We start from the raw sequence: 12,791 nt of genomic DNA, 5'->3' as shown, positions 1-12,791 counted from the left end.
CCCCGTCGTTCGAGACCACGCATGAATCCTTTTTCCATCCTGTTGCTCGGCTTTGCCATGTCCACCGACGCGTTTGCCGCGGCCATCGGCAAGGGCGCGGCGATGGCCAAACCCCGGCTCAGCCAGGCCCTGCGCGCCGGCCTGATCTTCGGCGTGATCGAGGCGATCACACCGGTGGTCGGCTGGCTGCTGGGCCGCGGCGCGTCACGCTACATCGAAGCGTGGGACCACTGGGTGGCGTTCGCCCTGTTGCTGGCCTTGGGGCTGCACATGATCTGGAACGGCGTGAGGCCGGAGTCGGATGAGCCGGTCGATGAAGCCAAGAAGCACGGCTTCCTGGGGCTCGCGCTTACCGGCCTGTCCACCAGCATCGACGCAATGGCGGTGGGCGTGGGGCTGGCTTTCGTCGACGTGCCGATTGCCGTGGTGGCGGTGGTGATCGGCCTGTGCACCTTCAGCATGGTCACCCTGGGCGTCATGCTCGGCCGCGTGCTGGGCGCGATGGTGGGCAAGCGCGCCGAAATGATCGGCGGCGTCATCCTGATCGGTGTGGGCGCGGCGATCCTGTACGAGCACCTCACGGCCGGATGAAAGAAGCCGTTTTCTCGATGGAATGCAGCGGCAGCTGCGGGTTCATCGATGCAACCGGCACTCCGGCCTCATATCTCCACTTCCGAACCCAGTTCGATCCGCCGATTGCCGGGAATCTGGAAAAACGCGGTCGCGGACAGCGCATTGAGCGCGAGGAACGCGAACAAGCGGTCGCGCCATGCCGCCATGCCGTTGGCATGCCGACCGGCCACCACGGTTTCGCGGGACAGGAAAAACGTGGTGTCCATCATGTCGAACGGCAGGCCGGTAGCGCCACATTGCGCCAGCCGTAGCGGCACATTCGGATCCTCGCTGAAGCCGAAGCGCAGGCGCAGCCGGATGAAGCCTTCGCCCAGCGCCGTCCATTCCAGCCGCTCGGCGGGATCGGCCTTCGGCGTCTCCAGCGTCTCCACCGTCAGCAACACGTTGCGCTCATGCAGCACCTTGTTGTGCTTCAGGTTGTGCAGCAGCGAGCTCGGAATCGCGTTCGCGTTGGCGGTGAGGAACACGGCGGTGCCGGCCACACGCACCAGCGGGTGACCGTCCAGGTTGCGGATGAACGGCGCCAGCGCCAGGCCCCCTTGCTGGATTTCGCGCACCACCAGTTCGCGCCCGCGGCGCCAGGTGGTCATGATCACGAACACGCACAAGCCCAGCGCCAGCGGGAACCAGCCGCCGTGTTCCACCTTGACCAGATTGGCGCTGAAGAAGGCCAGATCCACGGTGAGCAGGCAGGCGCCGGTGGCGATCACGGCGGGCAGGCGCCAGCGCCATTGGTAGCGCGCCACCACCAGGGCGAGCAAGGTGGTGATGACCATGGTGCCGGTGACCGCGATGCCATAGGCGGCGCCCAGGTGGTCCGACGAACGGAAGCCGAGCACGGCCGCCACGATCAGGATCAGCAGGGTCCAGTTGATCCACGGCACGAAGATCTGCCCGGCCATGTCGTGTGAGGTGTGCAACACCCGCATGCGTGGCATGTAGCCCAGCTGCATGGCCTCGCGCGTCATCGAGAACGCGCCGGAAATCACCGCCTGCGAGGCGATCACGGTGGCAGCGGTCGCCAGCGCGATCATCGGATACAGCATGACGCGCGGCACCAGGTGATAGAACGGGTTGGCCACCGCGTCGGGATCATGCAGGATCAGCGCGCCCTGGCCGAAGTAGTTCAGCACCAGCGCCGGCAGCACGAAATTGAACCAGGCCAGCTGGATCGGGCGCTTGCCGAAGTGGCCCATGTCCGCGTACAGCGCCTCGGTACCGGTAACCGCCAGGACCACCGCGCCCAGCGCGAAAAAGGCTTCGGCATGATTGCGCAGGAAGAAGTTGACGCCGTAGCTCGGGCTGAGCGCCAGCAGCACCTCGGGATGACGCGCGATGCCCACGACGCCAAGGCCGGCGATGCTGAGGAACCAGATCACGCAGACCGGGCCGAACACCGCACCGATTCGATGGGTGCCGTGCTTCTGCAACTGGAACAAGCCGATGATCACGCCAATCGTGATGGGCACCACCCACGGCTCCAGGGCGGGCGCCGCCACCTTCAATCCCTCGACGGCGGACAACACCGAGATCGCGGGCGTGATCACGCCGTCACCGTAGAAAAGCGCCGCGCCGAACAGCCCGAGCACGATCAGGCTCATGCGCAGATGCGGTACGTGGCGCGAGCTGCGCTGGGCCAGCGCCAGCAACGCCATGATGCCGCCTTCGCCGCGGTTGTCGGCGCGCATGATGAACAGCACGTACTTGATCGACACCACGATGATCAGTGACCAGAACACCAGGCTGAGCGCGCCCAGCACGTTCGCCGGGGTGGCCGCCACGCCATGCTCGCCGAACACTTCCTTCAGCGTGTAAAGCGGACTCGTGCCGATGTCGCCGTAGACCACGCCCACGGCACCGAGTGCCAGTGCGGCAAGCCGGCGCTTTTGCGGATCATTGCTCATGCAGGACGCCCGGCGGCACGGGTTTCCACCGGTCCCGGGGCAGGCGGAAGAACGACGATCAGGAACATCGGTGACGCCTGGCATGGATCAGGCGCGAAGTCTGGTCGCCGGACCGCCACATTGGAAGAGCGCAGCGGGGGCGCCGCATAAAATTTGCGTAAAAACTGATACCGCCGCCGTCCGTCGGGCTCGCTTCCGGCCGGCCGCACGATGCTGGCGTCCGGAGCCAGCCCCGAAGCGAGGCAGGCGCGCGGTATCCGTCCCGAGCCTGCCCGGTCCATCCTCATGAAGGCGGTGGCCGCGAGTTGCCGTCGCCGCTTATTTCGCTTCCTTCTCCATCAGCTTGTCGACCATGCTGGCGGGCACTTCCTGGTAATGATCGAAGATCATCGAGAAGTTGCCACGACCGCTGGTGGCCGAGCGCAGGAAGTTGATGTAGCCGAACATCTCGGACAACGGCACGAAACCCTGGATGAAGGCCGACGTGCCCTTCTGGCCCTGGTCGGTGATGGTGCCGCGACGACGGTTGATGTCGCCGATCACGTCGCCCAGATAAGTGGCCTCGGTGACCACTTCCAGGCTCATGATCGGCTCCAGCAGTTTCGGCTTGCTGAGCTTCTGCGCCTCCCGGAAGCACTGCCGGGTGGCAATCTCGAACGCCAGTGCGGACGAGTCGACGTCGTGGTACTTGCCGTCGATCAGCCGCGCCTTGAAGTCGACCACCTCGTAACCGGCGATCTGGCCTTCCAGTGACTCAGCCTTGATCGAATGCTCCACCGCCGGAATGTATTCGCGCGGTACGCGGCCGCCGACCACTTCGTCGGAAAACACCACGCCGGAGCCCGGTTCACCCGGCTCGAAGATCATCGACACTTCGGCAAACTGGCCGGAGCCGCCGGTCTGCTTCTTGTGCGTGTAGGTGTGCTCGACCCGCTTGCCGAACGCCTCGCGGAAACTGACCCGCGGTTTGCCCATGCTGGCTTCCACGCCCAGCTCGGTGCGCATGCGGTCGATGGTGATTTCCAGGTGCAGCTCGCCCATGCCCTTGAGCACGGTCTGGCCGGTTTCCTGGTCCACTTCCATGCGCAGCGACGGATCGGCCTTGACCATCTTGTAGAGCGCGGTGGACAGCTTGTCGACGTCGTTGCGGCTCTTCGGTTCCACCGACACGCTGATCACCGGATCGGGGAAGCGCATGCGCTCCAGCAATGCCGGATGCGCCGGATCGCTCAGCGAGTCGCCGGTCTCGGTGTCCTTCATCGAGACGAAGGCGCAGATGTCGCCGGCGCGCACCTCGTCGATCTCTTTCGTGTCATCGGCCTGCACCTCGACGATGCGGCCCACGCGCTCCTTCTTGCCACGGGTGACATTGAGCAGGGTGTCGCCCTTCCTGATCACGCCGGAATAGATGCGGCAGAAGGTGAGCGTGCCGAACTGGTCGTTGATCACCTTGAACGCCAGCGCGCGCGCCGGCGCGTCGTCGGTGACCGCCTGCTCGCCGATGACGTTGCCGTCCTCGTCGACCATGGCGATGCCGCCGTTCTCGCCGGGGTAGGGCAGGTAATCGACTACCGCGTCCAGCAACTGCTGCACGCCCTTGTTCTTGTACGACGAACCGCACAGCACCGGCACCAGCTCACCGGTGACGGTGCCCTTGCGGATGCACTTCTTCAGCAGCTCCGGGTCGAACTCGCCGGTTTCGAGCAGGCGCTCGAACGCGTCGTCGTCGAGCGCCAGCGCGCTTTCCAGCAGGTCCTGGCGCAGCTTCGGCAGTTGCGCGACCCAGTCGTTGTCGACGGTAGAGCCGAAGCTCAGGCGATCTTTCAACTGATCCAGCGGCACGCTTTCCCACACGCTGTCCTTGTCGTCGGATGCCCAGATGTAGCCCACGCCGGCGACCAGGTCAGCCATGCCGACGAACTCGTCGCTGCTGCCCAGTGGCACCTGGCACAGCAGCGCGTTGGCGCCGAGGCGCTCGCGGATGCCCTTCACGCAATGCGCGAAGTTCGCGCCGATGCGGTCCATCTTGTTGACGTAGCACAGCCGCGGCACCTTGTACTGGTCGGCCAGGCGCCAGTTGGTCTCGGTCTGCGGCTCCACCCCGGCCACGCCGTCGAACACCACCACGGCGCCGTCCAGCACGCGCAGCGAGCGGTTCACCTCGATGGTGAAGTCGACGTGTCCGGGCGTGTCGATGACGTTGATCTGATGGCCTTTCCACACCGCGGAAACGGCGGCCGACTGGATCGTGATGCCGCGCTTGCGCTCCTGCTCCATGTAGTCGGTGGTGGTCGAACCCTTGCCTTCCTTGGTGTCGTGCACGTCGACGATCTGGTGCTTCTTGCCGGTGTAATACAGCACGCGCTCGGTCGTCGTCGTCTTGCCGGCGTCGATGTGCGCGATGATGCCGATGTTGCGATACAGGTTGAGCGGTTTGCTGCGGGCCACGGGCTGGTCTCCAGAGTGACGGCACCGTCCGGTGTCGGGTACAGAAGGCTCATATGCCGGTTGTTTCCGACATATTCAATGCGCGAAGGAAGCTGCCGGCAGCGCCATGTCATTGCAGCCGGCCAGCTGCGATCGGTGGAACCGCGCGGGGTCGCGCGTCGTCAGTCTGACAACAGGTCTTCGTAGAATGCGCCAAACGGCTCGGTGGGGTGGCTGATCTGGATCTCCAGTATCCACAGCCCGCGTGATGGCAAGGCATCCAGGTCCGCCAGGTCGCCGCCCTTGTGGACGGCGTGCGGGAAGTCGCTGACGCGGTGGCCCTTGGTCGCCTGGTTGAAGCGCCAGCCCATCGCTGCGGCACGCTCCTGTGCGAAGGCATACAGCGCGTGGCCGCTCATGCCCTGCGTGCGCCAGGCTTCGGCGACCTCGTGGAACAGCGTGCGCGCCGCATCGGCGCAGGCTTGTTGCCGGGGTGCATCACCCATCACGAAGGTGTTGCCCACATCGCCTTCGTGACCATCAAAGACCAGCCCAAGGTCGATGAAGTAGATGTCGTTCTCGCCCAGCCGCACCGATGGATCGGAGGCTTGCCGGTACGTTTTGGTGGTGTTTGTGCCGATGCGGATCAGCACCGGATGCCATAACCGGTCATAGCCCAGCTCGCGGAATACCTCCAGCGCCTCGGCCTTGGCTTCGCTCTCGCTGATGCCCGGCCGCATGCGGTCGCGAACGCCGTGCAGCGCCATCCAGCTGCGCTCGCGGGCCCGTTGCATCAGCAAGGGATCGAAACGCTGGCCGACCGCTTCGTGGGGAAGGGGCATTGCTGGCGTCCCGTCAGGCCAGGTGGATCAACACCAGCGCGACTGCCGCGGGCAGCGCCTGGAACAGCAGGATCTTGCGTGCCGCGGTAACCCCGCCATAGATGCCGGCGATCAACACGCAGCACAGAAAGAAAAGCTTCACGCTGAAGCCGGCGCCGCCGTTGCCAAGCATCAGTCCCCACACCAGGCCGGCGGCCAGAAAGCCGTTGTACAGGCCCTGGTTCGCGGCAAGCGCCTTCGACTGTTCGGCGAACTCCGCCGTGGTGCCAAACGCACGGCGGCCGGACGGGCGGGTCCACAGGAACATCTCGAGAATCAGGAACCAAAGGTGCAGTAAGGCAATCAGCGCGATCACGATATTGGCGGCAACAGACATGGAGCATTCCTGTGGGTCGGGCGGTGGGCCGATGGTGCCATCTTGTCGCTGAAATGGCGCCTGCGAGGGGGCGGATTTCTCAGGCCGGGGCCGCTTCGCGCCGGAACGTCACCACCAGCACATCCCGATGCGCCGGGCGGTCGGGGTCCATTGGCGTCACCGCGGTCACCCCGTGGAACACGCGGTGATCGTCCACCAGCGCGGCGTCCAGCGGGTGAGTCAGCGTGAAACTGCCCACTTCGCTGTGGTCGTTGGCATGGATGGTGGTGGTGCCACGCTCGATGTTCTCGCGGTCCACCAGCAACACCAGCACGTAATCGACGCCGTCGCGGTGCATGCCTTCGGGGGTGGGTTCGCCGGCCTCGTCGACGCGGGCCTCGATGCGGAACTGGTGCACCTCGATGTGCCAGTGGCGCACCTGCGGTGCCAGCGCGCCGAAGTACTCGTGGCAGAAGGCCAGGATGCGGCGCAGGCTGGGGCCTTCCGCGATCGCCGGCAGCAGCGGCTCGAACCAGCGCAGGATGTCGCCTTGCAGCGGGTTGTACTTCAGGCTCTGGTAATGCGGCTGATGCGCCTCGGCGCGGACGCCGCCATCGACATCGGCAGAGAACGTGGCATGCCGGCGCCGCCTGTGCCGGCCGCTGGCGGCCAGGTAGCCATCCGGTGCCAGATCGTTCCAGCTGTCCACGAAAGCGGGCCAGTCGGTCAGCGCCTGGGCCGGCAGCAGGTCGCGCATGGTATCGGCGGTAACAAAGGCAAAGCCGTCACGCTGCAGCCGGGTGTGCAACGCGGACGTATCGGGGTGGGAAGTCATCGCCATAAATTAACAGGACGCCGAATTGGCGGCGACGAGTTTACTCCTGCGCGCTCCCCCGCAGTTTAGCGGGGCGATCCGCTGTTGCCCGGGGAGCGGTGCGGGAATCCGTCCCGGCAGATTGATGGAACTGATTCATGCCGGTCCATGTGCGGGCGTGGTGCGCTGTGGCGAGGCGAGCTTTGGGCAGGTCCTGGCGCCGGTCCAGGCTCGATTTCCGGTCCGTTTTCGATCTTTGAGTGGATCATTCATATCTACGTCTAGATGTTTAGACGTCTATTGACAGTAGGTGAATCAGGCTTCATGCTCCGCTTCACTCATCGAGACCGGCTGAGGGACAGGCCCTTTGAAGCCGGGGCAACCTGCGGAGCGTTTCCGCCACGGTGCCAACTCCTGCGGGGATGCTTCGGCATCCACCGGTAGATGGGCGTGATCCGGTTCGCGGCGTTCTGCCGTCGCGCCATGGATGACGGCCTTTCCGGTGCCTCGCAGGGCGATGCCGACCGGAGAGCGTCAGATGACCTTGCTGCCCGAAGCCCGCTGTACCGAGACCCGCTTTCAAGACGCGGCCGATGAAGCGTTTGCGCCATCGGCCGAGCTGCGCGAGCGCCTGACCGCCCAGCGTGGCACGCGCCTGCTACCGCTCACTCCGAAATACGGTTCCGGGCCGCGCGAGGTCGAGGTGAGCTATGCATGGCATGGCGCCGCAGGCGCGCCGACCGTGATCGTGCAGGGCGGTATCTCGGCGGACCGCAATGTCACAGGCGCTGGCCCGGCGGCATCCGGCTGGTGGCAGGAACTGGTGGCGGACGGTGCGGCGATCGACCTGACCCGTTGCCGGGTGCTGTCGATCGACTGGCTGGTGCCGTCGCAGCTCGGCACCGGGTCGATTTCCAGCCAAGACCAGGCCGATGCGCTGGCCGCACTGCTGCGCGAGCTGGGTATCGCGCACGTGCATGCCTTCATCGGCGCGTCTTACGGCGCCATGGTCGGACTGGCCTTTGCTGCCCGTCACCCGCGCAAGGTGGAGCGGCTGGTGCTGCTTGCCGGCGCGCATCGGGCGCACCCGCTCAGCACCGCCCAGCGCAGCGTGCAGCGCGGCATCGTGCGCCTGGGCCAGGCCAGCGGCCAGCTCGACGAGGCACTGACTTTGTCGCGACAACTGGCCATCACCACCTACCGCGGCAGCGCCGAATTCGGCCGCCGCTTTGCCGGCGCCCCGGAATGGCGCGATGACCGCTTCCACTTTCCGGTCGAGGACTACCTCGCGCACCAGGGTCGCCGCTTCGTCGAGCGTTTCGATGCCGACCGCTTCCTCGCCCTGTCCGAGTCGATCGACCTGCACGACGTGGCACCCGAGCAGGTGCCCACGCCGACCACGTTGATCGGCTTCCCGTCCGACCGGTTGGTGCCGCTGGCCGACCTGTGCGAGCTGCAGCGCCGCCTGCGCGGCCCGGCCACGCTGGAAGTGGTCGAGTCCCCCTACGGCCACGACGCCTTCCTGAAAGAACCCGAACAACTCGCACCGCTGCTGCGCGAAGCGCTCGCATGACGGCATCACGCAAGTGCTTTCGCGTAGGGCGGGCACTGCCCGCCGCCTCGGCCGCGTCGCATCTCGAAAATCCGGCGGGCAGTGCCCGCCCTACGAAATGGCAGCCCGCATTCACTGATCGACGAAACACCTGGAGACTGAGATGACATCGCCCGCCCCCTGTACCCGCGCCGTGCGCGCCGGTATCGAGACCGACACCCAGCACGGCGCCGTGGTGCCGGCGCTGCATCTGTCGACCAACTACAGCTTCGACGGCTTCGGCCGCAAGCGCGCCTACGACTACTCGCGCAGCGGCAATCCCACGCGCGACCTGCTGGCTGACGCGTTGGCGGATCTGGAGCAGGGCGCCGGCGCGGTGGTGACGTCGAGCGGCATGTCGGCGGTGGCGCTGGCGCTGGAACTGGTGCCTGCCGGCGCCATCGTGCTGGCAGCCCACGATTGCTACGGCGGTACCTGGCGCCTGCTCGATGCATGGGCGAAGAAAGGGCGCTTCAAGGTGGAGTTCGCCGACCTCACCGATCCGGTGGCGCTGGCCGCTGGCCTGGCGCACAAGCCGGCGCTGGTCTGGGTGGAGACCCCGTCCAACCCGCTGCTGCGGATCACCGACATCCGCCACGTGGCGCAGGCCGCGCATGCCATCGGCGCGTTGCTGGTGGTCGACAACACCTTCCTGTCGCCGGCGCTGCAGCAGCCGCTGCTGCTGGGTGCGGACGTGGTGGTGCATTCGACCACCAAGTACATCAACGGCCACAGCGACGTGGTCGGTGGCGCGGTGGTGGCGCGCGAGCCGGCGGTTGCCGAGCAGCTGAAGTGGTGGGCCAACTGCAATGGCCTCACCGGTGCACCGTTCGACAGTTACCTGACCCTGCGCGGCCTGCGCACGCTGGGCGTGCGCCTGCGCCAGCACCAGGAGAACGCCGCACGGATCGCCGAGCGCCTGCAGTCCCACGCGGCTGTGCGCAAGGTCTATTACCCCGGTTTGACCAGTCATCCCGGCCACGTTCTTGCGGCACGTCAGCAGCAGGGCTTCGGCGCGATGCTCAGCTTCGAGCTGGAGGGCGACGTGGGGCACATCGAGACTTTCGTCGACGGCCTGCAGTACTTCTCGCTGGCCGAGTCGCTGGGCGGGGTCGAAAGCTTGGTCGCGCATCCGGCCACCATGACCCACGCCTCGATGGCGCCCGAAGCGCGCCAGGTGGCGGGCATTTCCGACAATCTGCTGCGGCTATCGATCGGAATCGAGGACGGTGACGATCTGCTGCGCGATCTCGATGCCGGGCTGGAGCGCGCAATCGCCGTAAAGACGTCCAAACGTCGGGTGCCCGCATGAACGCGGTGTTGGCCGGGCCGACGGTTTTGCCGCAGTCCAGTCCGGCGCCGGCCATCGCCGTGGTGTTGCTGGGTACCGGCGTGGTCGGCGGCGCGTTGCTGAGGCTGCTGAACACTTCATCGGCCAGCTCGCTGCGCCTGGTCGGCGCCGCCAATTCGCGTCGCCAGCAGACCGAGCCGGTCCGGCTGGCCCAGCGCAACCTGCGCGAACAACTGAGCCAGCACGGCGCCCCACGCCATGACGCCAGCCTGCTGGCCGCGCTGGATGCCAGCGGCGCGCCGGTCAGGGTGATCATCGACGCCACCGCCAGTTCGGCGCTGGCCGCACGACATGCGGAATGGCTGGCACGGGGTTATCACGTGGTCACCGCCAACAAGGCGCTGGCCGGCGGTGAGCTGCCCGGCTGGCGCACGCTGCAGGCCGCACTGACCGGCGCGGCGCGGTACGGCGATTCGGCGACCGTCGGCGCCGGCTTGCCGGTGCTTTCCACCCTGCGCCGGCTGCGCAGTTGCGGTGACGCCCTGTTGACGCTGGAAGGTGTGTTTTCCGGTTCGTTGTCTTGGCTGTTCAACCAGTACGACGGCAGCCGCCCGTTCTCCGAATTGCTGCGTGAGGCGCGCCAACTGGGCTATACCGAGCCCGACCCGCGCTCGGACCTGTCTGGCGAAGACGTCGCGCGCAAGCTGCTGATCATTGCGCGCAATGCGGGTTACGCGCTGGGCACGGACGAGGTGCATGTTGAAGATCTGGTCCCCGCCGCGCTGCGCGGGCTGGACACCGAAACCTTCATGGCACGTCTTGATGAGCTGGACGCCACCCTCGCGGCGCGCCTTGCCGCCGCCAGCTCGCGCGGCTGCGTACTGCGCTTCCTGGCCCGGCTGAACCAGCGCGGCCAGGCCCGCGTCGGCCTGGCCGAAGTGCCGCTCACCCACCCCGCCGCGCGGTTGTACGGCACCGACAACCAGTTCGCCCTCACCACCACCCGCTACAACAGCCAGCCGCTGGTGATCCAGGGGCCGGGTGCGGGGCCGGAAGTGACGGCGCAGGCGTTGCTGGGCGACGTGCTGGCGCTGGGCTGATACGTGATCAGCGTTGTCTTAGCGTGTGATATCGGGATCGGTTGATGGCGTACGCGGCACGATACCCACCTGCATGCCGAAGGGTCCGAACACGGCGTTGAGCGTTCGCACGGTCGGGTTGCCCTGATCGTGCTCGAGCTGCTGCAGGGTGTTGAGCGAGATCCGGCACATGGCGGCGAACTGGTCCTGGCGTAGGCCGGTCAGTTCGGTGCGCAGTTGGCGCACGGCCGCCCCGATGTTGGTGCGGCCGTCCAGCAGTTCCGCCTGCAGTCCTGCGAGCAGTGCCTGGCGATCGGCGATAGATGCACTCATGTCAGCAAGTCCCAGCGACGCAGGCGCGCATCCAGTGCGCCCAGCCCGATGCGGGGGTGCGTGAACACCGCATCCGGCAGGCCGAGATCGCGCAGCGCATCCGGCAGGGCGCGCAGCAGCTTGGCATCTTCGCGCAGGTCGTCAAACAGGCGCTCTGGATCGCCCCACGGACGCAAGGTGTGACAGGCGGCGCGCCAGTCCACGTCGCCGGCGGTTTCTACCGGTGCAGGCCATTTGGTTGTACGCGAAATGCCTTCCTCGTCCATAACCATCGGTGCCAGATCGTAGATCGGCGCCAGTTTCAGGCGGTCGACATGACGCAGCACCGCGGTGTTGCGGCCGTGATTGTCGCTGTTGCCCAGCACCAGGTTGAGCAGGTCGCGGCGCAGATATTCGCGCAGCAGCGCAGGTAGGTCGTGGGTTTGACCCGCCGTGGTCCAGGCCGCGGCAAGCGCAGCGACCGCCTGCGGATGAGTCATGTAGCTGCCCGGGCGAGTCACGCCGGCCAGCGCGTAGATCGACTCTACCGCCGTGCGTTGTACTGCCCCGGCTGCCACGCTGCGGTCGAAGCGGGGTAACCACAGGCTGGGGCGCGTCGCCTCCTCCAGTCGCATGGTGTCACCGCCGACCGCAGCAATACCCAGCTTCGCCAGCGCACGGTAGTAGCAATACTCCGCGCGCAAAATCATCTGATCGTTCGGGCCGCCGTTACCGCGCGGGAATTTCACGAGCCAGTGTCGGCGTGCCTGCGCGTCGTCCAGCGTCGCATCCGGGTGTACCAGTCCGTTGGCATCCTCGACCAGAAGCAACTTTGGCGCCTCGCCACCGGCACCCGTGGCGCCGCCAATGGCCGCACCTTGCTCATAGGCGTACTCGAGGAAGCGCGTATCCCGAGCCACGACTTCGCCTGGGCTAAACCCTATCGAAGGCCCGGCCAGTGCCTCAAACGCGGACTTGATGCGCAGATGTCCCACCGGCGCGGGTGTGCATTGGGCCAGTAGTTGCAAGTCGGTGGCGCCGGCATCGGCCCGCATCGGAAGCGCCAGGCGTTGCAACAGGAACCTCCGCGCCGCGCCGCTCGGTTCGATGTCGAACAGGAAGGCCGGCCATTGCGGCTCGGTGCGGATCGTCCAGTCCAGCGGCAACGTCGCGCTGACTGCGGCGGCGGCCGGACTGCCAAGCCGGTCCAGATGCGCCAGCACATAGGTGTCCAGGTAGCCCAGGGTGCATGGGCTGGCGTGACCGTCGGCGGGGCGCAGAAAGCTCAGTTCCATGGCGTCATGCCACTGTCCAGCCACATGGAGTTGCACGATGAGGGGATGCACGGCAGGCACTCGCTACCCAATATAATGGATTTATCCTAGGCCATCTCTGCCAATGAATCCATTAAAAAAGGTTTTATGGGCGTAGCACACCTGTAAAACGTCATACAAAGTGTATTCCGAACCATTCGCTCAGCATGGTTCGCGGGTGGGGTCGATGCGTTCCACGCTGAGACGACCTGCACTGCTGGCCGACAATC

11 protein-coding genes and 1 riboswitch are annotated in these 12,791 nt (G+C 66.2%); of the genes, 4 read left to right on the top strand and 7 right to left on the bottom strand.

The features are described 5' to 3' along the window. The first annotated feature begins 21 nt into the window (after nucleotides 1-21). Complete coding sequence (locus tag ACVWWQ_RS15475; protein ID WP_133951362.1) at nucleotides 22-591, top strand: manganese efflux pump MntP; 570 nt, start codon at nucleotides 22-24, stop codon at nucleotides 589-591. A gap of 68 nt (nucleotides 592-659) precedes the next feature. Here ACVWWQ_RS15475 and ACVWWQ_RS15470 read toward each other — a convergent pair whose 3' ends face one another. The 5 genes from ACVWWQ_RS15470 to ACVWWQ_RS15450 all read right to left on the bottom strand — a co-directional run bounded on the left by ACVWWQ_RS15470 (nucleotide 660) and on the right by ACVWWQ_RS15450 (nucleotide 6,996). Beyond that, entirely contained in the window at nucleotides 660-2,537 is a 1,878-nt protein-coding gene (locus tag ACVWWQ_RS15470; protein WP_133951360.1) for a potassium transporter Kup, read from the bottom strand. 318 nt (nucleotides 2,538-2,855) lie between these two features. Then, nucleotides 2,856-4,985, bottom strand: a complete 2,130-nt coding sequence (gene fusA / locus ACVWWQ_RS15465) for an elongation factor G (protein WP_133951358.1) — start codon at nucleotides 4,983-4,985, stop codon at nucleotides 2,856-2,858. Nucleotides 4,986-5,146: 161 nt separating this feature from the next. Beyond that, the gene (locus ACVWWQ_RS15460) at nucleotides 5,147-5,806 is read right to left on the bottom strand and encodes a M24 family metallopeptidase (protein WP_133951356.1); all 660 of its coding nucleotides are present in this window, start codon (nucleotides 5,804-5,806) and stop codon (nucleotides 5,147-5,149) included. 13 nt (nucleotides 5,807-5,819) lie between these two features. Continuing rightward, nucleotides 5,820-6,182, bottom strand: a complete 363-nt coding sequence (locus ACVWWQ_RS15455) for a DUF1304 domain-containing protein (RefSeq protein ID WP_133951354.1) — start codon at nucleotides 6,180-6,182, stop codon at nucleotides 5,820-5,822. A 79-nt stretch (nucleotides 6,183-6,261) separates the two neighbouring features. Continuing rightward, nucleotides 6,262-6,996: a 2OG-Fe dioxygenase family protein gene (locus tag ACVWWQ_RS15450; protein ID WP_133951352.1), complete on the bottom strand. Its 735-nt coding sequence runs from the start codon at nucleotides 6,994-6,996 to the stop codon at nucleotides 6,262-6,264. Between the two features lie 314 nt (nucleotides 6,997-7,310). Beyond that, a riboswitch (SAM riboswitch) is annotated at nucleotides 7,311-7,426 on the top strand. Nucleotides 7,427-7,513: 87 nt separating this feature from the next. Between ACVWWQ_RS15450 and metX the strand changes: the two genes are divergently transcribed. The 3 genes from metX (at nucleotide 7,514) to ACVWWQ_RS15435 (ending at nucleotide 10,957) form a co-directional block, all read left to right on the top strand. Continuing rightward, complete coding sequence (metX, locus tag ACVWWQ_RS15445) at nucleotides 7,514-8,548, top strand: homoserine O-succinyltransferase MetX (RefSeq protein WP_133951350.1); 1,035 nt, start codon at nucleotides 7,514-7,516, stop codon at nucleotides 8,546-8,548. Between the two features lie 142 nt (nucleotides 8,549-8,690). Beyond that, entirely contained in the window at nucleotides 8,691-9,878 is a 1,188-nt protein-coding gene (metB, locus tag ACVWWQ_RS15440) for a cystathionine gamma-synthase (protein WP_133951348.1), read from the top strand. Further along, nucleotides 9,875-10,957 (top strand): homoserine dehydrogenase family protein, encoded by a 1,083-nt coding sequence (locus ACVWWQ_RS15435; protein ID WP_133951346.1) that lies wholly within the window; start codon nucleotides 9,875-9,877, stop codon nucleotides 10,955-10,957. The genes metB and ACVWWQ_RS15435 overlap by 4 nt, the downstream gene beginning before the upstream one ends. Before the next feature lie 18 nt (nucleotides 10,958-10,975). Here ACVWWQ_RS15435 and ACVWWQ_RS15430 read toward each other — a convergent pair whose 3' ends face one another. Further along, the gene (locus tag ACVWWQ_RS15430; RefSeq protein ID WP_133951344.1) at nucleotides 10,976-11,269 is read right to left on the bottom strand and encodes a helix-turn-helix domain-containing protein; all 294 of its coding nucleotides are present in this window, start codon (nucleotides 11,267-11,269) and stop codon (nucleotides 10,976-10,978) included. Further along, nucleotides 11,266-12,594 (bottom strand): HipA domain-containing protein, encoded by a 1,329-nt coding sequence (locus ACVWWQ_RS15425; protein WP_133951342.1) that lies wholly within the window; start codon nucleotides 12,592-12,594, stop codon nucleotides 11,266-11,268. The genes ACVWWQ_RS15430 and ACVWWQ_RS15425 overlap by 4 nt, the downstream gene beginning before the upstream one ends. Between the last annotated feature and the right edge of the window lie 197 nt (nucleotides 12,595-12,791).

The organism is Rhodanobacter sp. TND4EL1 (assembly GCF_054061035.1).
This window is presented reverse-complemented; position numbering and strand designations above follow the sequence as displayed.